21 protein-coding genes are annotated in these 19,776 nt (G+C 72.4%); 15 read left to right on the plus strand and 6 right to left on the minus strand.

Features of this window, described 5'->3' with window-relative positions; genetic code table 11:
- Positions 1-10 precede the first annotated feature (10 nt).
- The 10 genes from proB to ASG32_RS01985 all read left to right on the plus strand — a co-directional run bounded on the left by proB (position 11) and on the right by ASG32_RS01985 (position 9,657).
- On the plus strand, positions 11-1,126 hold the full coding sequence (gene proB / locus ASG32_RS01940) for a glutamate 5-kinase (RefSeq protein WP_056521894.1): 1,116 nt from the start codon (positions 11-13) through the stop codon (positions 1,124-1,126).
- Positions 1,127-1,285: 159 nt separating this feature from the next.
- Complete coding sequence (locus tag ASG32_RS01945) at positions 1,286-2,584, plus strand: glutamate-5-semialdehyde dehydrogenase (protein ID WP_056521898.1); 1,299 nt, start codon at positions 1,286-1,288, stop codon at positions 2,582-2,584.
- A 19-nt stretch (positions 2,585-2,603) separates the two neighbouring features.
- On the plus strand, positions 2,604-3,263 hold the full coding sequence (locus tag ASG32_RS01950) for a nicotinate-nucleotide adenylyltransferase (protein ID WP_082557717.1): 660 nt from the start codon (positions 2,604-2,606) through the stop codon (positions 3,261-3,263).
- A gap of 75 nt (positions 3,264-3,338) precedes the next feature.
- Positions 3,339-3,725: a ribosome silencing factor gene (gene rsfS, locus ASG32_RS01955; RefSeq protein WP_081636441.1), complete on the plus strand. Its 387-nt coding sequence runs from the start codon at positions 3,339-3,341 to the stop codon at positions 3,723-3,725.
- 15 nt (positions 3,726-3,740) lie between these two features.
- Positions 3,741-4,235, plus strand: coding sequence for a 23S rRNA (pseudouridine(1915)-N(3))-methyltransferase RlmH (gene rlmH, locus ASG32_RS01960; protein ID WP_056521904.1), 495 nt, complete (start codon positions 3,741-3,743; stop codon positions 4,233-4,235).
- Between the two features lie 12 nt (positions 4,236-4,247).
- Entirely contained in the window at positions 4,248-5,603 is a 1,356-nt protein-coding gene (locus ASG32_RS01965) for a peptidoglycan DD-metalloendopeptidase family protein (protein WP_056521907.1), read from the plus strand.
- The gene (locus tag ASG32_RS01970; RefSeq protein WP_056521910.1) at positions 5,603-6,943 is read left to right on the plus strand and encodes a S41 family peptidase; all 1,341 of its coding nucleotides are present in this window, start codon (positions 5,603-5,605) and stop codon (positions 6,941-6,943) included. The genes ASG32_RS01965 and ASG32_RS01970 overlap by 1 nt, the downstream gene beginning before the upstream one ends.
- 175 nt (positions 6,944-7,118) lie before the next feature.
- Complete coding sequence (locus ASG32_RS01975; protein ID WP_056521913.1) at positions 7,119-8,354, plus strand: divergent polysaccharide deacetylase family protein; 1,236 nt, start codon at positions 7,119-7,121, stop codon at positions 8,352-8,354.
- Between the two features lie 94 nt (positions 8,355-8,448).
- Positions 8,449-9,003, plus strand: a complete 555-nt coding sequence (locus ASG32_RS01980) for an RNA pyrophosphohydrolase (protein WP_056521916.1) — start codon at positions 8,449-8,451, stop codon at positions 9,001-9,003.
- Between the two features lie 24 nt (positions 9,004-9,027).
- Positions 9,028-9,657: a DUF2939 domain-containing protein gene (locus ASG32_RS01985; protein ID WP_020091472.1), complete on the plus strand. Its 630-nt coding sequence runs from the start codon at positions 9,028-9,030 to the stop codon at positions 9,655-9,657.
- Positions 9,658-9,686: 29 nt separating this feature from the next.
- Here ASG32_RS01985 and ASG32_RS01990 read toward each other — a convergent pair whose 3' ends face one another.
- Together ASG32_RS01990 and ASG32_RS01995 are read right to left on the minus strand one after the other, a co-directional pair.
- Positions 9,687-10,073: a hypothetical protein gene (locus ASG32_RS01990; RefSeq protein WP_056521919.1), complete on the minus strand. Its 387-nt coding sequence runs from the start codon at positions 10,071-10,073 to the stop codon at positions 9,687-9,689.
- 24 nt (positions 10,074-10,097) lie between these two features.
- Complete coding sequence (locus tag ASG32_RS01995; RefSeq protein WP_020091470.1) at positions 10,098-10,529, minus strand: response regulator; 432 nt, start codon at positions 10,527-10,529, stop codon at positions 10,098-10,100.
- Between the two features lie 207 nt (positions 10,530-10,736).
- On the opposite strand from ASG32_RS01995, the gene ASG32_RS02000 reads away from it, so the two are divergent.
- The 4 genes from ASG32_RS02000 to ASG32_RS02015 all read left to right on the plus strand — a co-directional run bounded on the left by ASG32_RS02000 (position 10,737) and on the right by ASG32_RS02015 (position 14,384).
- A complete protein-coding gene (locus tag ASG32_RS02000; protein ID WP_026604673.1) occupies positions 10,737-11,411 on the plus strand; it encodes a YoaK family protein in 675 nt (224 codons plus the stop codon).
- Positions 11,408-12,421: a hypothetical protein gene (locus ASG32_RS02005; protein WP_056521921.1), complete on the plus strand. Its 1,014-nt coding sequence runs from the start codon at positions 11,408-11,410 to the stop codon at positions 12,419-12,421. The genes ASG32_RS02000 and ASG32_RS02005 overlap by 4 nt, the downstream gene beginning before the upstream one ends.
- Before the next feature lie 93 nt (positions 12,422-12,514).
- Positions 12,515-13,039, plus strand: coding sequence for a DUF2937 family protein (locus ASG32_RS02010; protein ID WP_056521923.1), 525 nt, complete (start codon positions 12,515-12,517; stop codon positions 13,037-13,039).
- Positions 13,040-13,145: 106 nt separating this feature from the next.
- Positions 13,146-14,384, plus strand: a complete 1,239-nt coding sequence (locus ASG32_RS02015; RefSeq protein ID WP_056521927.1) for a hypothetical protein — start codon at positions 13,146-13,148, stop codon at positions 14,382-14,384.
- 4 nt (positions 14,385-14,388) lie between these two features.
- On the opposite strand, the gene ASG32_RS02020 is transcribed toward ASG32_RS02015, so the two are convergent.
- Both ASG32_RS02020 and ASG32_RS02025 read right to left on the minus strand, forming a co-directional pair.
- Positions 14,389-15,402 carry an alpha/beta hydrolase gene (locus ASG32_RS02020; RefSeq protein WP_056521931.1) on the minus strand — a complete coding sequence of 338 codons (1,014 nt, stop codon included), beginning with the start codon at positions 15,400-15,402 and terminating at the stop codon, positions 14,389-14,391.
- 115 nt (positions 15,403-15,517) lie between these two features.
- Complete coding sequence (locus ASG32_RS02025; protein ID WP_244491767.1) at positions 15,518-16,900, minus strand: RsmB/NOP family class I SAM-dependent RNA methyltransferase; 1,383 nt, start codon at positions 16,898-16,900, stop codon at positions 15,518-15,520.
- Between the two features lie 155 nt (positions 16,901-17,055).
- Between ASG32_RS02025 and ASG32_RS34315 the strand changes: the two genes are divergently transcribed.
- Positions 17,056-17,229 (plus strand): hypothetical protein, encoded by a 174-nt coding sequence (locus ASG32_RS34315; RefSeq protein ID WP_165923052.1) that lies wholly within the window; start codon positions 17,056-17,058, stop codon positions 17,227-17,229.
- A 21-nt stretch (positions 17,230-17,250) separates the two neighbouring features.
- Here ASG32_RS34315 and panE read toward each other — a convergent pair whose 3' ends face one another.
- Positions 17,251-18,195, minus strand: coding sequence for a 2-dehydropantoate 2-reductase (panE, locus tag ASG32_RS02030; RefSeq protein WP_056521934.1), 945 nt, complete (start codon positions 18,193-18,195; stop codon positions 17,251-17,253).
- 7 nt (positions 18,196-18,202) lie between these two features.
- Positions 18,203-19,696 (minus strand): IMP dehydrogenase, encoded by a 1,494-nt coding sequence (gene guaB / locus ASG32_RS02035; protein WP_056521937.1) that lies wholly within the window; start codon positions 19,694-19,696, stop codon positions 18,203-18,205.
- Positions 19,697-19,776 lie beyond the last annotated feature (80 nt).

A 19,776-nucleotide genomic window follows, 5' to 3' on the forward strand; every position in this document is an offset into this window, starting at 1 on the left:
CGCAAGAATCATGATCCCTGCCCTCGAAGAATTCCGCCGCGTGGTCATCAAGGTCGGCTCGGCCCTGCTGGTCGACCGCAGTGCCGGCCGCCTGCGCCACGCTTGGCTCGCCGCGCTGGCCGAGGACATCGCGGAGCTGCACGGGCGCGGCGTCGACGTCCTGGTCGTGTCCTCGGGCAGCATCGCCCTCGGCCGGACGGTGCTGGGCCTGCCGCCCGGCGTCCTGCGCCTGGAGGAGAGCCAGGGCGCGGCCTCGGTGGGGCAGATCACGCTGGCGCGCCACTGGGCCGAGGCGCTGGGCCATCACGGCATCGTCGCCGGCCAGATTCTCGTGACGCCGCAGGATACCGAGGAGCGCCGCCGCTACCTCAACGCCCGCGCCACTGTGCTGAAACTCCTGGAGATGCGCGCGGTGCCGGTCGTGAACGAGAACGACACGGTGGCGACCTCGGAGATCCGCTACGGCGACAACGACCGGCTCGCCGCCCGGGTCGCCACCATGATCGACGCCGACGTGCTGGTGCTGTTCTCGGACATCGACGGCCTCTACACGGCGCCGCCCCAGAGCGATCCGGAGGCCCGCCACCTCGCCGTGGTCGACCGGATCACTCCCGAGATCGAGGCGATGGCCGGCGGCCCGGCCTCCGAGCTGTCGCGGGGCGGCATGCGCACCAAGGTCGAGGCCGCCAAGATCGCGGCCTCGGGCGGCACGCACCTGGTCATCGCGGACGGGCGCGGGAAGAACCCGCTGAAGGCCGTGCGGGACGGGGCGCGCTGCACGTGGTTCCTCTCGGGGTCCACGCCCACGGCCGCCCGGAAGACCTGGATCGCCGGCTCGCTGGAGCCGCGCGGCACCCTGACGATCGACGCGGGCGCCGAGCAGGCGCTCCGGAGCGGGGCCAGCCTGCTTCCCGTGGGCGTGCGGGCGATCGAGGGCAGCTTCTCCCGCGGCGACGCCGTGATGATCCGCGATCCGGAGGGCCGGCTCCTCGGCCGCGGTCTCGTGGCCTATGACAGCGCCGAGGCCGCGCTGATCATCGGTCATCCGAGCGCGCGCATTCCGGAACTGCTCAATTATCCCGGTCGTGCCTGGATGGTGCACCGCGATGACTTGGCACTATTCTAGAAATCGTCGACACAAGCTAATCTATTTACAATTTTTGTCTCAATGATCGCCACCATTCCCGGCCCGGCACTCTTGTCGGGACGGCGTTCGATGTGCAAATACGGCGCTCTCTCCCCGTCCGGGCCGCGCGCGCGGCCGTCGACAACCGAGGACGCCAGCGTGCCCGTCCTGAACCTGAGATCGGACTTCGCCGAGGCCGACGCCCTTCCGGAGCAGATGGCGGCGATCGGCCGCCGCGCCCGGGCGGCAGCGCGGCGCATGGCGCTGGCCTCGGCGCGGACGAAGGACGTCGCGCTCAAGCTGATCGCCGAGCGGATCCGCGCGAGCCGCGACGAGATCCTGGGCGAGAACGCCCGGGACGTGGCCGCCGCCCGGAGCGCGGGCCAGACCGCCGCGCTGATCGACCGTCTGACGCTCGACCCCGGGCGTCTCGCGGCCATCGCGGACGCCGTCGAGAAGGTCGGATCGCTCGCCGACCCGGTCGGGCGCCAGCTCGCCGCGATCGAGCGGCCGAACGGCCTCCTGATCGAGCGCATCGCGGTGCCTCTCGGCGTCGTCGGCGTCATCTTCGAGGCGCGCCCCAACGTGACGGCGGATGCCGGCGCGCTCTGCCTCAAGGCCGGCAACGCCGCGATCCTCCGGGCCGGCTCGGACAGCCATCGCAGCGCGATGGCGATCGCGAAGGCGATGAGCCGCGGGCTCGCCGATGCGGGCCTGCCGGAGGACGCGATCCAGCTCGTGCCCACCCGCGACCGCGCCGCGGTCGGGCTGATGCTCGCCGGCCTCGACGGCTGCGTCGACGTGATCGTCCCGCGCGGCGGCCGCGGCCTCGTGGAGCGCGTCCAGGCCGAGGCGCGCGTGCCGGTCTTCGCCCATCTCGACGGCATCAACCACGTCTACGTCGCCGCGGCGGCGGATCTCGACATGGCCCGCAGCGTGCTGCTCAACAGCAAGATGCGCCGCACCAGCGTCTGCGGCGCAGCCGAGACCCTGCTGGTCGACCGCGCCTGCGCGGCGACGCACCTCGCGCCGCTGGTCCAGGCCCTGCTCGACGCCGGCTGCGCCGTCCGGGGCGATGCCACGACGCGCGCGGTCGATCCGCGCGTGACGGCCGCCTCCGAGGAGGACTGGCACACCGAGTACCTCGACGCGATCATCGCGGTGCGGGTGGTCGACGGGATCGAGGCCGCCATTGAGCACATCGAGACCTACGGCTCGCATCACACCGACGCGATCATCACCGACGACGCCGCCGAGGCGACGCGCTTCCTAGCCGAGGTCGACTCTGCGATCGTCACGCACAACGCCTCCACGCAGTTCGCCGACGGCGGCGAGTTCGGCTTCGGGGCCGAGATCGGCATCGCCACCGGGCGTATGCACGCGCGCGGGCCGGTGGGCGTCGAGCAGCTGACCACGTTCAAGTACCGGGTCCACGGCAGCGGCCAGATCCGTCCGTGACGCGCACTGACGGTTCGGCGTGCGGCTGACCCTGCCGCCGAGCGCTCCCGGCATGCGGATCGGCCTCTACGGCGGATCCTTCAATCCCGCCCATCTGGGCCACCGGCACGTGACGCTCTCGGCGCTGCGTCGGCTCGGGCTCGACCGGGTCTGGTGGCTGGTGAGCCCGGGGAACCCGCTCAAGAGCCGGAGCGCCCTCCCCTCCGTCGCGGCGCGGTGCGATCAGGCGCGCCAGATCGCCCGACACCCGCGGATCGCCGTGACCGGGATCGAGGCCGTGCTCGGCGTTCGCTTCACGGTGCAGACGCTGCGCTTCCTCACGCGCCGGTGTCCGGGCGTTCACTTCGTCTGGGTCATGGGAGCCGATTCCCTCGGGACCTTCCATCGCTGGAAGGGCTTCGCCGAGATCGCCCGCCTCGTGCCGATCGCCGTCATCGACCGGCCCGGCTTCACCATGACGCCGCTCAGTGCCCGGGCCGCCCGGCGCCTCGCCGGCGCCCGGGTCCCCGAAGCGGCGGCGTCGACGCTCGCGCTGCGGTCGCCGCCGGCCTGGATGTTCCTGCACGGGCCGCGCTCGACCCTGTCGTCCACGCAGATCCGCGCGCGCACGGGTCGGGGGACGGCGCCGCCGAAGCCTGCGCGGTTGCAATCGCGGCCCGATACCGCCAATTTCACCTGATCCCGCAAGGCCCGACGTCGCCGTGCGGCAGAACGAGGAACCAGGACTCTGCCCGAAACCAGTCACACGGAGACGATCCGCACCCCCGTCCAGGCCCCGGTCGAAGCCGGTCAGGCGCGCTCGGACGACCTGAAGGCGCTCGCCCTCGAATGCCTCGACGACATGAAGGCCGAGGAGACGATCGCGATCGATCTGGCCGGCAAGACCTCGCTCGCCGACACGATGATCATCACGTCGGGTCGCTCGCAGCGTCACGTCGGCTCGATCGCCGACAAGATCATCCAGGAGATGAAGAATCGCGGCTACGGGAACGCCCGGGTCGAGGGCATGCCGGCCTGCGACTGGGTGCTGATCGACGCCGGCGACGTGCTGGTGCACATCTTCCGCCCCGAGGTCCGCGGCTTCTACAACCTCGAGAAGATGTGGGGCGCCGACCGCCCCGTCGGGATCGCGGCCGGCTAGGCCGGATCCGAATCCGTGCGCCTGATCCTGGCCGCGGTCGGACGGCTGAAGGCCGGGCCGGAGCGCGAACTCGCGTCACGATATCGCGACCGCGCCGCGCAACTCGGACGCGGCCTCGGCTTCCCGTCCTGCGACAGCGTCGAGATCCCGGAATCCCGCGCCCGTCGGGCCCCGGGCCGGTGCGTCGAGGAGGCGGCGGCGCTCTCGACCCATCTGCCCGCGGGCGGTGTCCTCGTCGCCTATGACGAGCGCGGTCGGGCCGATCTCGCCAGCGAGGCTATGGCCGAGCGCGTCGCCGCCTGGCGCGACGCGGCCCGGCCGGCCCTGGTCGTGGTGATCGGCGGCCCGGACGGGCTGGACGCCTCAATTCGGACGCGCGCGGAGCTGATCCTGTCGTTCGGGGCCGCCACCCTGCCCCACGGACTCGTTCGCGTGCTCGCCCTCGAACAACTCTATCGCAGCCTCACCATCCTGGCCGGTCACCCGTACCATCGCGGTGAGGCGGGCTGAGCGGCTGTGAGGATGTCCGAGCCCGAGTCGAAGCCTGGGTCGCGTCGCGCGCGCGCGGCACTCGGCCTGCTGGCCGCGCTGTCGATCACTGTCGCCGCGCGCGCCGAGACCCCGAAGCCCACGGATCCCGAGGCGATCCAGCGGGCCAACGAGGAGCGGGAGCGCCGGGCCGAGAACCTGAAGCGCGTGCAGGACGCCCTCGCCGCCAGCGCCGGACAGCGTGCGCAGTTCGAATCCGAGATCGCGGCGATCGGGTCCGACCGCGCGAAGCTCGACACCGCCCTCCTCGACGCGAATCGACAGGCGCAGGCAACGGAAGACCGCCTCAGCCGCCTGGAGGAGCGCCTGAAGGCGATGAGCGAGAGCGAGGCCGCGATCCGGCACTCGCTGCAGGGTCGGCGCGGCATCGTCGCCGAGATCCTGGCGGCGCTCCAGCGGATGGGCCGCCGCCCGCCGCCGGCGGTGCTGGTGAGCCCCGAGGACGTGCTGGCCGCGATCCGGACCTCGATGCTGCTCGGTGCCGTGGTGCCGGAACTGCGCGGCGAGGTGGACACGCTCGCGGCCGATCTCGCGGAAATGATCAGGCTGCGCGGTTTGATCGCGCAGGACAAGGAAGGCCTCTCGAACGACCTCGCCGGTTGGGCGCGCGAGCAGCAGCGCCTGCAGGCCCTGGTCGCCGCCCGGCGCGCGCGGCAGGCGGAGGTGGAGAGCGGCCTCACGGCCGAGCGGCGCCGCGCCACCGAGCTCGGCGCGCAGGCCAAGAACCTGAAGGACCTGCTCGACCGCACAGAGGCGGAGGTCGCCGCGGCGAAGCGCTCCGCCGAGGAGGCCAAGGCCGCCGCGGAGCGCGAGGTGCGCATCACGCAGGAGCGGTTCGCCGCGGCCGGCTTCCGCGATCCGGCGCGGCTCGCGCCCAAGGTGCATTTCGCCGAGGCGCGGGGCGAAGTGCCGCGGCCGGTGAGCGGACGCGTCGCACGCGGCTTCAACCAGCCCGACGGCAACGGCGGGACGTCCCGCGGCGTGTCGTTCACGACCCGCCCGAAGGCGTCGGTCTCGTCCCCGGCCGACGGGTGGGTGCAGTTCGCTGGGCCGTTTCGGTCCTATGGCCAACTCTTGATCATCAACGCGGGCGACGGCTACTATCTTCTGCTCGCGGGAATGGACCAGATCAGCGTCGAGGTCGGTCAGTTCGTGCTCGCGGGCGAACCGGTCGGCAGCATGGGCGACAGGGGTGCGGGTCCCGGCGGGTCCGAGGGTGATCCCACGCTCTACGTCGAGTTCAAGAAGGACGGCGGCTCCATCGATCCGGAGCCGTGGTGGGCGAAGAGCCCGAATAATACGGTACTTGGCGAGAAGGTTCGCGGCTGATGCGCAAGACTTCCCTGATCATGCTCGGCGCCTTTCTCGGTGCCGGAACGTCCATGGTGGCGACCCAGACCGACTTCCTGTCGGGTCCGCGGGCCGTGGCCGCGTCGGCCGAGACCTACCGCCAGCTCAGCCTGTTCGGCGACGTCTTCGAGAAGGTCCGCACCGACTACGTCGAGAAGCCGGACGAGTCGAAGATGATCGAGGCGGCCGTCAACGGCATGCTGACGTCGCTCGACCCGCACTCGAGCTACATGGACGCCAAGGCGTTCCGCGACATGCAGACCACCACCCGCGGCGAGTTCGGCGGGCTCGGCATCGAGGTCACGATGGAGGACGGCCTGATCAAGGTCGTCACGCCGATCGACGACACCCCGGCGGCGAAGGCGGGCCTGCTCGCGAACGACATCATCACGCAGATCGATGACGACCAGGTCCAGGGCCTCACCCTGAACCAGGCGGTCGACAAGATGCGCGGCCCGGTCAACTCGAGCGTCAAGCTCAAGATCAGCCGCAAGGAGTCGAAGGACCCGATCGACGTCACGCTCACCCGCGACGTGATCAAGATCAAGCCGGTGCGCTCGAAGATCGAGGGCGGCGACGTCGCCTACATCCGCCTGACCCAGTTCAACGAGCAGACCTTCGACGGGATGCGCGCCGCCATCGACAAGCTCACGGGCGAGATCGGTGCCGACAAGATCAAGGGCTACATCGTCGACCTGCGCAACAACCCGGGCGGGCTGCTCGATCAGGCCGTGATGGTCTCCGACGCCTTCCTCGATCGCGGCGAGATCGTCTCGACCCGCGGCCGCAACCCGGACGAAACGCAGCGGTTCTCGGCCAAGGCCGGCGACCTGACCAAGGGCAAGCCCATCGTGGTGCTGGTCAACGGCGGTTCCGCCTCGGCCTCCGAGATCGTGGCCGGCGCCCTTCAGGATCACAAGCGCGCGACCATCATGGGCACACGCTCCTTCGGCAAGGGCTCGGTCCAGTCGATCATCCCGCTCGGCGGCTCCGGCGCCCTCCGGCTCACCACGGCGCGCTACTACACGCCGTCGGGCCGCTCGATCCAGGCCAAGGGCATCGAGCCGGACGTCGAGGTCACGCAGGACGTGCCGGACGAGCTCAAGGGCAAGGACGAGACCAAGGGTGAGGCCGGGCTGAAGGGCCACCTGAAGCAGAAGGACACCGACGAGCGCGGCGGATCCTCCGCCTACGTCCCGCCGGATCCGGCCAAGGACAAGCAGTTGATCTCGGCCGTCGACTTCCTCCACGGCATCCAGAAGGGCGCCGCCAACGGCACGCCCGCGCAGCAGCAGCAGAAGCCGAGCCTGCCGAACTGATCGCGCGGTAACCCCGCGCCGCTCTGACCCGATCCCGTCCGGCCACCCGCCGGGCGGGATTTCCCGTTCTGGGACCGGGCGTTAGCGGAACGTTAACCATACCCGGCCGCAATGGATGCGAGGGTTGGGACCGCGCCGACCGGCGCAGGAACCGCGATCCCGTATCGAGAGCCGCTTGACCGAGTCCACCGACGATATCCTCACGCGCCCCCTCGGGGTGCCGGAGGCGGCGCCGGAGCAGCCCGCAGGCCGGATCGGACGGCTGATCGTGGCTGTCCACAGGCCCCGGGTCGCGGCCGCGGCGCTCGCGGCCGGCTTCGCGGTGGCGGCCGGCCTCGTGCTCGCGCTGGGCGACCCCCAGGGCGGTGAGCCCCGCGTGCAGGTGGCGATCGCGATGCGCGAACCCGCGGCCCGTCCGGCCGCACAGGCCCCGGTCGCCCAGCAGCCCCAGGTCATCACGACGGCGCCGGGAACGGCGCCCCTCCAGCACAGCGCCGAGGAGGTCGAGACCGCGTCCGGGGTGACGGTCGTGCGCCCGGCCGGCAGCGGGCCTAGCGAGGCGGTGGTGATCCGCGTGCCGCCGCCGAGCGCCCCCCGTCTCGCCCAGGCCCCCGACCCGCGGATCAGCGAGGCGGGCCGCCACGGTCTCATGCCGAAGCTCGGCGAAGGCCGCATCCGCGCCCTCGACGTTTACGCCCGGACCGAGGAGGCCGGCAGCGGGCCGCGCATCGCGATCGTGGTGACCGGTCTCGGCGTCGGTCAGGCCGCGACCGCGGGCGCCACCGCGCGCCTGCCCGCCGCCGTGAGCCTCGCCTTCCTACCCTACGGGGGCGAGGCCGAGCGCGCCGCAGCGCGCGCGCGGGACGCCGGCCACGAGATCTTCCTGCAACTCCCGATGGAACCCTTCGACTATCCCGACAGCGATCCGGGTCCGCAGACGCTGCTGACCGCGCTGCGGGGACCGGAGAACGCGGACCGCCTCGCCTGGGCGATGAGCCGCTTCCCGGGCTACGTCGGCGCGGTGAACTTCATGGGCTCCAAGCTGATGGCCGACGCGGCTTTCGAGCCTGTCCTGCGCGAGATCGGCGCCCGCGGTCTCGGGTTCCTCGATGACGGCACGGCCCCGAAACCCGCGGCGGCGCCCGCCAACAAGGGCAAGACGCCGGTGGCCCGTGCCGAGATCGTCCTCGACGCCACGCCGCGCGCCGACGCGATCGACGCCGCGCTCGCCCAGGCCGAAGCCCGGGCCCGCGCCAACGGCTTCGCCCTGGTCTCGGCGACCGGGACACCGCTGAGCATCGATCGGATCGCCCGCTGGGCGAAGGAGATCGACTCGCGTGGGCTGCGCCTCGTGCCGGCGAGCGTGGCGCTGCGGGGCGCCCGCGACAAGCGGGTCTCGACTGCCGATTGAGCGTGTCCGTGTCCAAAGTCAGCGCAAGTAGATCCGGCGCCTTCCGGGCCGGTGAAGACTTGGTCGACGTTGCCGCCTCGCCTCCCCCTGACCTATGGTCGCCGCGATGGTAACGGATTCCGACCCGGGCATCGCCCTGCCCTACCGCCCCTGCGTGGGCATCGCCCTGATCGCGCCGTCCGGCGGCGTCTTCGTCGGGCGTCGCAGCAAGGATGCCGGTCCCGAGCACGTCGACGGTCCGCACATGTGGCAGATGCCGCAGGGCGGCATCGATCCCGGCGAAGACGCGGAGGCCGCCGCCCGCCGCGAGCTCTACGAGGAAACCAACGTTCCGCCCGAGGCCGTGAAGCTCCTGGCCGAGATTCCGGACTGGCTCCCCTACGATCTGCCGCCGGCGGTGATGAAGCAGGCTTGGAAGGGCCGCTACCGCGGACAGACGCAGAAATGGTTCGCCTACGGCTTCGTCGGCAGCGAGGATCTGATCGACGTGCTCCGGCCCGGCGGCGGCGCCCACAAGGCGGAGTTCGACGCCTGGCGGTGGGCGCGATTTTCCGAGCTTCCGGACCTGATCGTTCCCTTCAAGCGGCCGGTCTACGAGCGCGTCGTGGCCGCCTTCGCCGGCCTCGATCGATGGGCGGCGCGGTCATGACCGCGCGGACGGGGCGCTGAGGCCGTGCGCTGGCTCGCGGTCCCGGTCGCCCTCGCCCTGGCGTGGCTCGCCTTCACGATGAGCCCGCTCTGGTCGCTCTACGACCTGGCGCAGGCGGTGCGCCGGCACGATGCCGCCTATGTCGAGAGCCACGTGAACTTCCGGACGCTGCGCCTGTCGCTCGTCCGGCAGATCACCGCCGCGATGCGCGCGGCGTCCGAGACCGATCCTGACCTCGAGCCCCGCGACCGCCAGCGTCTCAACGACGCCGCCTACGGCCTCGCCCTGGCGCTCGCCGAGACGATGGTGACGCCGGAGACGGTGATGGACCTGTTGGCCAATGGCTGGCCCGACAAGCTCGACCTCGAGCGCCCGGCCGGCACACGGCCGGAGGGGCTGGTCATCCGCGGCCTCGGGCGGCTCATGCCGTACTACGCGGCCCTGGAGATGCGCGGCTTCCGCGCGGTCGTGATCCCGATCCCGCCGGAAGGGTCTCGCGCCGAGCGCACGCGGATCCGGCTGCGCCTCCGCGGCCTGAGCTGGCGTCTCGTGGATATCGAGATGGCGGAGATGCTGCGCGCGCAGATCGCCGCCAAGCTCAGCCGCGCCCTGGCACGCGCCAAGATCGGGGCCAGTGCCGGCGAGGAGCGCTGAGAGGGCGCGGCAGCCTGGACGGCGAGGCGCTATTTCGCCTTCGGCTCGCCCGGCGCGTTCTTGGGCTCGCCCGCCGCGGCCTTGGGCTCGCGCGCCTCGATCAGGTCCTCGGCTTTCTCCTCGTCGGTGTCGCCGCTCTGCTCGATGGTCTTGCCCGGATTGGCCAGCAGGGAGCGCACGATCCCCAGCAGGACCTCGCACTCGCCGGGGAACTTGTAGCTCTCGAGGACGATCGCGGCGTCGCGCAGGGTCCGCAGATCGCGCACCAGCTGGGCGTTGGCGTCCTCGCGCAGCTCGCTCTTCTTGGCGATCGCCTCCTCGATCTGCGCGCCCTTCACGTCGCAGGCGGCCCCGGCCGGCGATGCGGCGAGCGCGGCGGCGAGTGCGAGACCGAGTGCGGGAAGAGAGCGCCACATGGCGGTGATCCTCGAAGATCCAGTTCAGAGGGTGTGCAGGGGCGCGGCGCGCAGGACATCCTGCGTCAGCGCCACGAGTTGGCTCGGACGGTAGGGCTTCGGCACGAAGACCGAGCCCGGAACGGCCTCGCAGCCCGCCAGGGAAGCCCGGCCCCCGGAGGTGTAGACGACCGGGAGGTCGGGCGAGAGCCGGCGGGCGCACCGGGCGAGCGACAGGCCGTCCGTGTTACGGGCCAGATCGATATCGGTGAAGAGCAGGTCGACGCTCTCCCGGGCCAGGATCGCCTCGGCTTCCCAGGCATCCGCGGCGGTGAGCACCCGGTACCCCTCTTCGAGGAGCGCCTCGGCGGCCAGCTCGCACACGGTCGGCTCATCCTCGACGACCAGGATCGTGGCGGCGCCCCGGTCCGGGACGGGCAGGGTCGGGCAGACGAACGCGGCGGCGAACGGAACCATGACGCAACTCCCACTCACCCGGCGGGGGCACGGTGTTCCCGAGCCGGATCGCTGGGGCAACGACCCCTTCCGACGCGGCGTTCACCGTGTTTGCATCGAATTGCTCGGGTTTGGTGAGCGACGCGTTAACCGCGGCCCGTCACCCCTGAACGAAGGCGTCGGAATGGTTAACAGAGCATTACCGGTCTGCGACCGCGGGGCCGAACCGTGAACCGCCCGGCTCAGTTGGGTGTCGGCCTGCTCCTCACCGGTATGGCCGGCTACGTCGACGCCCTCGGCTTCGTACGGCTCGGCGGCCTCTACACATCCTTCATGAGCGGCAACACCACGCAGCTCGCCGTTCTCGGCGCCCAGGTCGAGCTGCACCACATGATCCTCCCGGCGATCCTGATCCTGGCGTTCCTGACGGGATCGGTCCTCGGGAGCGGGCTGGCGATCCTGGTGCCGCCGCGCTGGGCGACGCCGGCGGTCCTCGCCTACGAGTCGCTCCTGATCCTCGCCGGTCTGGGGCTCGGACTGCAGTCGCCCGAACTCGGCGTCGCGGCCTTCTTCGTCGCCTTGGCGATGGGATCCCAGAACGCGGTCCTGGCGCAGGTGAAGGGCTTCCGGGCCGGCACCACCTTCGTCACCGGCGCGCTGTTCAGCCTGGGCCAGAAGATCGCGCAGGCCCTGACCCGCACCGGAGATCCGCTCGGCTGGCTCGGCGACGCCTCCGTCTGGATCTCGCTGCTGTTCGGCGCCTACCTGGGCGCGCGGGCCTACCAGCAATTCGGTCTCTACGCGCTGATCGCCCCGGCGGCGATCTCGGGTGGCCTGGCGTTGATTACCGCCTTCCTGGTCTTGCGCACCGCGCCGCCGGCCGCAAATGTCCCCCCGACATGAGCAGCCCCGTCAGCAACCCGTCCCTCACCAGTCACGTCGCCGCGCTGGAGCCCGGCGAGCACGTGCTCGCCGCGCATTTCCTGAAGGACGTGCCGGTCCTGGCGCTCAGCGACGGCACGGTCGCGCTGGTGCGGGAGGACGGGATCACCCGCGTCGCCGCCCATCCCGACAGCGGGATCCTCGTCGCGGCCGGCGGCGTCGACCGGCTGCTCACCGGGGGCGACGACGGCCGCGTGGTGGAGATCCGCGCCGACGGCGCGATGGAGCAGCTCGGCCTCGCCAAGGGCGGCGCCTGGATCGACGCACTCGCCGCCCATCCCGACGGCGCGGTGGCGTGGTCGGCCGGCCGGACCGTCGTGGCCCGCGACGCGAAGGGCCGCGAGAAGACCTTCGAGGCGCCGTCCTCCGCCCGCGGCCTCGTCTTCGCGCCCAAAGGCTACCGGCTCGGCGTCGCCCACTACAACGGCGTGAGCCTCTGGTACCCCAATCTGGAGACGCCGGCCGAGGTGATCACCTGGAAGGGCTCGCATATCGACGTCACGTGGTCGCCGGACGGGCGCTTCGTGGTGTCGACCATGCAGGAGAACAGCCTGCACGGCTGGCGCCTCCAGCCGGATCGCGGGCACATGCGGATGTCGGGCTATCCCGGCAAGGTCCGCTCGATGTCGTGGTCGTTCGACGGGAACTGGCTCGCCACCAGCGGGGCCGAGGCGGCGATCGTGTGGCCCTTCGATTCCAAGGAAGGTCCGACCGGCAAGGCCCCGCGGGAATGCGGCGTCCGCCCGGCCCGGGTCTCCCGCGTGGCGTTCCACCCGAAGGCGCCGGTCCTGGCCATGGGCTACGAGGACGGCTGCATCCTGCTCGTCCGCTTCACCGACGCGGCCGAGTTGCTGGTGCGACCGGCCGTCCAGGGGAGCGGCGTCACGGCGCTCGGCTGGGACGCGCGCGGCGGCCGCCTGCTGTTCGGCTGCGCCGACGGCAAGGCCGGCCTCCTCACGCTGCCGGGCTGAGACGCCGGGTCAGGGTTCTTCGCACCCGCGGCTGGAACCACCGCCCCGCGCATGCTCTTTGTCGGGGGTCGATTCCCCCGCCGGAGGCCAGGCATGTTTCGCGTGTTCCGCACCTTCGGCCTCGCCCTCGGCCTGCTCGGAGGCGTGGTCGCCGCGCAGGCCCCGGAATTCGCGCAGCAATACGCGCAGCGCCTCGGGGGGGCCGCGGACGAGCTCCGTCGGCAGATGGCGGTCCTCGAATCCGACGCGCAGGCGTCCGGGACGACGCGCGAGGGCGCCGTCGACCGGCTGCGCGCCAACCCGGACCAGCTCGTCGCCCGCCGCGGCGAGGCCGCGCGGGCCGACATCGCCCGTCTCGCCCGCCTCAGTGCCCAGCAGCAGGCCCTGAGTGCGGCGACGAGCCCACTCGGGCGCGTGGTGGCGATGCTCCGCGATCCCGACGTGTTGGTGGCCGAGGCCGCCTATCACGACTTCAGCCCGGCCGTGCCCACGAGCGCCGACGGCTTGGCCGCGGGTCTGATCGGGTTCTTCGTCGCGTGGGGCGGCTGGCGCGTCGCCTCGGATGTCGGCCGGCGGGCCGCACGCCGGCGCCCGCGGGAGACCGCGACCGTCGCCTGAGCGCCGTTCGCGCGGGCCAGACTGTGGCGCAACGTCTACAGCAGCTTGCGCGAGCCTTGCGTATCGAGCAGGGATCCGGCCGTCCCGGTCCGGGAGAAGGCGCAAGATGCCGCGCGCGTCGAACTCCACCACCATCGATCCGGCGCTCGACGCCGCCGCGCTGCTGCGGCGTATCGGCTTCTTCGGCCTCTTCGTGGTTCTCCCCGTCCTCGCGCAGGTCGCACGACGCGCCTCGGTGATCCTCGCGCCGATCGCCGTGATCCTCCTGATCATTGCCAGCGTCATCGACCGGCGCCAGCGTCCGGTCCGTCCGGCGACCTATCGCCTCCTGACGGCTCCGGCCTTCCTGGCGGGCATGCTGGTCGTGCTGTGGTCGGCGCTCTCGCTGACCTGGACGCCCTTCCTCGGGCCGGCGCTGGAGCGGCTGGCCAATCTCGGCGCAACCATCGGCCTCGCCCTCCTGGGCTACCTCGCCCTCCCCGACAGGATGCGCTCGGCCAACCTCTACCTCCTGCCGCTCGGCGTCGTGGCGGGCGCGATCGTGGCGATCATGCTCGGGCTGTTCGGCGCCCACATCGCGCCGCCCGGAGTCGAGGATGACGGGGCCCTCGATCGCGGCCTCGTCCTGCTCATCCTGCTGCTCTGGCCGGCCCTCGCGTGGCTGCGGTCCCGCCGCCGCGACCGGGAGGCACTGGGCCTCGCGCTGCTCGTCGCCCTGGCGCTCACGGTCCAGCCGGACGGGACGCAGATCGCCGCCCTGTCGGTCGGCGCCGTCGCCTTCGCGGTGACGAGCTACCGGCCGCGGCTCGGGGTAACGCTCACCGCTCTCCTCTCGGCCGCCCTGCTGGCGGCGGCGCCGTTGCTCCCCTTCCTGGCGCGGCCGGTCGGAGCCGCGCTCCTGGGGCCGGTCGCCCCCGCGGTGCTGTCGCTGAAGAGCTGGCAGAAGGTCGTCACCTCCGATCCGGTGCGGCTGATCACAGGGCACGGGTTCGAGACGGCCCTGCGCGGACGCCTGGTCGGCCTCCTGCCGGCCAACGCACCAACCACGGCGCTCTTCGAGTTCTGGTACGAGCTCGGCATCGTCGGCGCCCTCGCCGCCGCCTTCGCCCTCTACGCCTCGATCCGGCGGGCCGGCCGGGACGGCCCGGCCCTCGTTCCCGGCGCGATGGGCTGCTTCGCCGCCGCCTTCACGGTGGCCTGCCTGAGCGTCGGACTGACTGCCGTCTGGTGGCTCACGACGGTCGCCATCGCGATCGTGGTCTTCGTCGCGGTGGAGCGCGGCCAGTTCCGGACCAGCCGGCCGAAGGTCGCCAAGCTGCATCGCCTGCAGACGCGGGGCGAGTGAGCGGTCAGGCACGCAGGAAGCCGTGCAGGCGGATCCAGGCCAGGAACAGGCCCGGCCAGGCCGCCACGGGTGTCCCGGGCGCGCCGAGCCCGAAGCCGTGGCCGCCGCGCTCGAACAGGTGCAGCTCGGCCGGCACCCGCGCCTTGCGCAGCGCCGAGAACATCAGCAGCGGATGGTCGGCCACGGCGACGGGGTCGTCGATCGCCTGGACCAGGAAGGTCGGCGGCGTCTCCGGCCCGACCTGCAGATCCACCGAGTAGGTCTTCATCTCGTCGGGGGTGACCTCGTCGCCGACCAGGATGCGGCGGGTCGCGGTCCGGTCGAACGGCTTGCGCATGGTGATGACGGGGTAGATCAGACCGGCCAGCGCGGGCCGGATCGGCTGAGCGTCGGCGGTGTCGACGCCCGCGTACAGGTCCCGGGCGCTCCCGACGGCGGTCTCGCCCATCAGGTGGCCGCCCGCCGAGAAGCCGAGGACGCCGACGCGCGCGGGATCGATGCCGAACTCAGCGCCGCGCGCCTGGACCAACCGGAGGGCGCGCTGCGCGTCCTGCCGCGGCGCGTCCGGCCCCGAGCCCCAGCCCTCCGCGGGCAGGCGGTAGACGAGGAGGAAGACCGTGATGCCGGCGGCGTTCAGGACGCGGCCGACCGGGACGCCCTCGTTGCCGAGGGCGATGAACTCGTAGCCGCCGCCTGCCGCGACGATCATCGCGGCGCCGTTCGGGTTGGCGGGACGCATGACCAGCAGACAGGGCCGCGCGACCCGGGTGACGTCGCCGAATGTCCCCTCGACGTAGCGGTAGCCGTCCGGGTTCGGCCCGTCGCCGCCGCCCGGCGGCGCGCCGGGCCACAGCTCGATCACCTGCAGATCCGCGCCGGGCAGCGAGCGCGGCAGAGCCCGGATCGACTCGTGCGGCGCGGGCTGCGGTGCCGTCTGCGCCAGCCCTTCCGCCCGGGCGTTGCGCAGCCCGAGGACGCTTCCGAGACCGGCGAGCAGGAGACGGCGGTCGAGGCGCAAAGGCATCTCCCGGGTGAGGCCGCGCGCGGGACCGCCCCCCGGCGAGCCCGGCTCCCGCGGGAGCGCGGGGGCAACGCCCAAGGACGCGAGGCGGGTTCCGTCGCGGCGGCGCGCCTCAGGCCTTCCGTGCGATGACCGCGACGTAGAAGCCGTCGGTCCCAGTCCGCAGCGGGCTCATCTGGATCCCGTGGGCCGTCTTTCGCACGGCTGACCGGAGCGAATCCGGCCCCGTTGCCAGCACCTCGTCCGCGGGGACGACGTCGAAGCGGCCGCGCCAGCCCGACAGGAGGCCGGAGACGGCCGCGTCGTTCTCTGCCGAGAGCAGCGAGCAGGTGATGTAGACGATCCGGCCGCCGGGCCTGACGAGTCGCGCCGCCCGATCGAGGACCTGCGCCTGCTCGGCGGTCCGCAGCGCGAGGCTCCCCGGCCGCAGGCGCCACTTGGCGTCCGGATTCCGACGCCACGTGCCGGACCCGGTGCAGGGCGCGTCGACCACGACCCGGTCGACTTTGCCGTCGAGGTCCTCGAGCACGTCGGCCCGCGCCTTGCCGCTGCGCGGAGTCCGCACCTCGGCCAGCGCGCCGGACCGGCGCAGGCGCTCGTGGATCGGCGCGAGCCGGCGCGGATCGCCGTCGGTGGCGATCAGGCGGGCGCCGTTGCCAGTCTCCGCCGCGAGGGCCAGGGTCTTGCCGCCGCCGCCCGCACAGAGGTCGACGATGGTCTCGCCGGCGAGCGGCGCGGCGAGGAGCGCGGCGAGCTGCGAGCCCTCGTCCTGGATCTCGTACCAGCCGTCCAGGAACTCCGCCTCGACGTGGAGCGCCGGACCGCGCCCGTCGGCGCCGATCGGGACCCGCAGGCCCGTCGGCGCGTGCGGGGTCGGCGCCGCGTCGTAGGCCGCGAGTGCCGGCAGGATCGCGTCGCGGTCGCCGCGCAGGGCGTTCACCCGGATATCGAGGGGCGCGCGCCGCGCCAGCGCCTTCAGCTCCGGGACGAGGTCGTCGCCGAGCGTGACCGCGAGGTCCGGGAGCACGAAGGCCGGGGTGTCGCCCGCCACCTCCGGCGGCGCGTCCTGCAGCGTCCCGCCGTCGAGGCGCGCGCGCTCGTCGTCGCTGAGGGGAGCCGGCGCGAAGCGCTCGCCGGTGAACAGGGTCGCGACCGAACCCGCCGCGAGCCCCTGCTGGAGGCGCAGCGTGCCGATCAAGACGGCCCGCGGCGTGTCCGCGCCCATGATCCAGGCCGCCGACGCCCGCCGCCGCAGGGCGTCGTAGACGAGGCTGGCGATGCCCGCGCGGTCGCCCGAGCCGGCGAAGCGGTGGGCGAGACCCCAGTCCTTGAGGGCGTCGGCGGCCGGCCGGCGGCGCTCGGCGATATCGGTCAGGACTTCGATGGCGGCGGAGCAGCGAGCGGCGGGGGTCAGGGTTCGGATCCTTCGGAATGCCTCAGCGACGCTATGAACGACGCCGTGAACGATGACGCGAAACGGCCACGCTTGGCCCACGATGCCGCCACGTTACGGCCGAGCTTCCTGCACCTTCGCGGCGCAGACCGTGCTGCGGTCGGTCCGCCGTGCGGGCCGCCGCGTGTCGTATGGCATCCGCCCGCCCCGGACCAGACCGGTCCGTCGCCGGGCGCATCCCGGGAGTACCCTAGCCCATGACGTCCACCGTTCGCGTCGCCCTGGCGGCCCTGGTCACCGCCTCGCTCGCCGCCTGCGCGAGCGCGCCCGCCGCCCAGCCGGAGCTGACGCCGGTTCCGCGTCCGCGGGTCGATGCCAAGACGCAGCTCGAATACGGTAACCCGCCCCCGCCGCCGCCCGGCCGCTACTGAGACGTCCGCGCGGGGTGCGGCTCAGGCCGCCTCCCGCGCCCGCCGGGCCTCGTAGGCCTTGAGGGCGGCATAGACCGCGGTCAGGAGCGGGAACGGCACCTCCGGCGCCAGCCGCTGGCCGCGGGCGATCAGGTCGCCGATCACGTGGTCCGCCTCGATCCGCCCCTTGTTCTCGATGTCGCGCAGCATCGAGGCCGTGAAGGTGGACCCGGCCGCCGTCAGCTGCGCCCGCGCCCGCTCGGCCACGACGGCGCGCGGCTCGTAGCCGCTGGCCGCGGCGACGCTCGTACACTCGGCGTGCAGCGCGGCGATCAGCGCGGTGCCCTCGGGCGCCGCCACGATGTCGCCGACCGCGGCGCGCATCAGCGTGGTCGCCCCGGCGAGCGTCGCCAGGAACACCCACTTCTCCCACATCTCCTGGAGGATCACGTCGCTCAGGCGCGGCTGGAACTTGAGGCCGCGCATCAGGGCGTCGACCGCCTCGATCCGCGCCGAACGCGACCCGTCGCGCTCGCCGTAGGTGATGCTGCACAGCTCGCTCATGTGGCGGATCGCGCCGTCCGGCGCGAGCGTCGCGGCGATCGCGCACGAACCGCCGAGAACGCGGTCCGTACCGAACCGGGCGTCGAGCACGTCGAGATGCGACATGCCGTTGAGCACGGGCAGGATCGCGGTGTCGGGGCCCACGGCCGGCGCGAGGTCCGCGACGGCGCTGTCGAGGTCGTAGGCCTTGCACGACAGCAGGATCAGGTCGAACCGCCCGGCCCCGGCCAGCTTATCGGCCGTGACGGTGGGCGGAGCGGGCAGGTGCAGGTCGCCGAGCGGCGAGCGGAGGTTCAGGCCGTCCGCCGCCAGCTTCGCCGCCCGCGCCGGCCGGACCAGGAAGGTGACGTCGGCGCCCGCCTCGGCGAGGCGCGCCCCGTAATAGCCGCCGGTCGCGCCGGCCCCGACGATCAGCGTGCGCATCAATGCCTCAGGTCCGCGACGGGTAGTTCGGGCTCTCGCGGGTGATCGTCACGTCGTGGACGTGGCTCTCGCGCAGGCCGGCATTGGTGATGCGGATGAACTGCGCCCGCTCCTGGAACTCGGGGATCGTGGCGCCGCCGACGTAGCCCATGGCGGCGCGCAGGCCGCCGGCGAGCTGGTGCAGGACGTTGCCGACCGGGCCCTTGTAGGGGACCTGCCCCTCGATACCCTCCGGCACGAGTTTGTGGGTGTCGTTCACCTCGGCCTGGAAGTAGCGGTCGGCCGAGCCGCGGGCCATGGCGCCCACCGAGCCCATGCCGCGGTACGATTTGTAGGAGCGGCCCTGGTAGAGGAACACCTCGCCGGGGGCCTCGTCGGTGCCGGCGAGCAGCGAGCCGAGCATCGCCACGGAGGCGCCGGCCGCGATCGCCTTGGCGAGGTCGCCGGAATACTTGATGCCGCCGTCGGCGATGACCGGGATGTCGGCCTCGCCGGCCGCCTCGACGGCCTCGATCAGCGCGGTGAGCTGCGGCACGCCGACGCCCGCCACGATGCGGGTCGTGCAGATCGAGCCCGGGCCGATGCCGACCTTGATGGCGTCGGCGCCGGCATCGATCAGCGCCCTGGCGCCGTCCCGCGTCGCGACGTTGCCGGCGATGACCTGAACGGCGTTCGAGAGCTGCTTCACGCGGGCGACGGCATCGAGCACCTTGATCGAGTGGCCGTGTGCGGTGTCGACCACGATCACGTCGCAGCCGGCGTCGATCAGGCGCTCGGCCCGCTCGAAGCCGCTGTCGCCCGTCGTCGTGGCGGCGGCGACGCGCAGCCGGCCCTGCTCGTCCTTGACGGCGTTCGGGTAGGCGACGCGCTTCTCGATGTCCTTGACGGTGATCAGGCCGATGCAGCGGTAATGGTCGTCGACGACCAGCAGCTTCTCGATCCGGAACTGGTGGAGCAGCCGCTTGGCCTCGTCCTGGGTCACGCCCTCGCGGACCGTGATCAGGCGGTCGCGGGTCATCAGCTCGGCGACCGGCTGGTTGGAGTTCGTCGCGAAGCGGACGTCGCGGTTGGTCAGGATGCCGACGAGCTTGCCCCGCGAGCCGTTGGGGCCGCGCTCGACCACCGGGATGCCGGAGATCCGGTTGAGCTTCATCACCTGGAAGGCGTCGGCGAGCGTCTCGTCGGGGTGGATGGTGATGGGGTTCATCACCATGCCGGACTCGTACTTCTTGACGAGGCGGACCTGCTCGGCCTGCTCCGGCGGCTCGAGGTTGCGGTGGATGACGCCCATGCCGCCGTTGGCCGCCATGGCGATGGCCATCGGCGCTTCGGTGACCGTGTCCATCGCCGAGGCGAGGATCGGCAGGTTCAGCGGAATCGTGCGGGTCAGCCGCGAGGCGACGCTGACCTCGGTCGGCATCACCGAGGAGGCGGCGGGCCGCAGGAGCACGTCGTCGAAGGTGAGTCCCTCGATGATCGATGCGGTTTCTACTCGGGCCATGTGCCAACTTTCCTCGGACGGCAGCGCGCATGGAGGCCGCGCTGCGGGATCGGGTTGGCAAGTGCCAGTATCACGGGCTC

Source organism: Methylobacterium sp. Leaf361 (assembly GCF_001424445.1).
Taxonomy (GTDB): Bacteria; Pseudomonadota; Alphaproteobacteria; order Rhizobiales; family Beijerinckiaceae; genus Methylobacterium.

Coding starts and splice junctions, on each gene's coding strand:
- proB (WP_056521894.1), top strand. CDS start 11: ATGATCCCTGCCCTCGAAGAATTCCGCCGCGTGGTCATCAAGGTCGGC.
- ASG32_RS01965 (WP_056521907.1), top strand. CDS start 4,248: ATGTCCGAGCCCGAGTCGAAGCCTGGGTCGCGTCGCGCGCGCGCGGCA.
- ASG32_RS01970 (WP_056521910.1), top strand. CDS start 5,603: ATGCGCAAGACTTCCCTGATCATGCTCGGCGCCTTTCTCGGTGCCGGA.
- ASG32_RS01980 (WP_056521916.1), top strand. CDS start 8,449: ATGGTCGCCGCGATGGTAACGGATTCCGACCCGGGCATCGCCCTGCCC.
- ASG32_RS01990 (WP_056521919.1), bottom strand. CDS start 10,073: ATGTGGCGCTCTCTTCCCGCACTCGGTCTCGCACTCGCCGCCGCGCTC.
- ASG32_RS01995 (WP_020091470.1), bottom strand. CDS start 10,529: ATGGTTCCGTTCGCCGCCGCGTTCGTCTGCCCGACCCTGCCCGTCCCG.
- ASG32_RS02005 (WP_056521921.1), top strand. CDS start 11,408: ATGAGCAGCCCCGTCAGCAACCCGTCCCTCACCAGTCACGTCGCCGCG.
- ASG32_RS02010 (WP_056521923.1), top strand. CDS start 12,515: ATGTTTCGCGTGTTCCGCACCTTCGGCCTCGCCCTCGGCCTGCTCGGA.
- ASG32_RS02015 (WP_056521927.1), top strand. CDS start 13,146: ATGCCGCGCGCGTCGAACTCCACCACCATCGATCCGGCGCTCGACGCC.
- ASG32_RS34315 (WP_165923052.1), top strand. CDS start 17,056: ATGACGTCCACCGTTCGCGTCGCCCTGGCGGCCCTGGTCACCGCCTCG.
- panE (WP_056521934.1), bottom strand. CDS start 18,195: ATGCGCACGCTGATCGTCGGGGCCGGCGCGACCGGCGGCTATTACGGG.
- guaB (WP_056521937.1), bottom strand. CDS start 19,696: ATGGCCCGAGTAGAAACCGCATCGATCATCGAGGGACTCACCTTCGAC.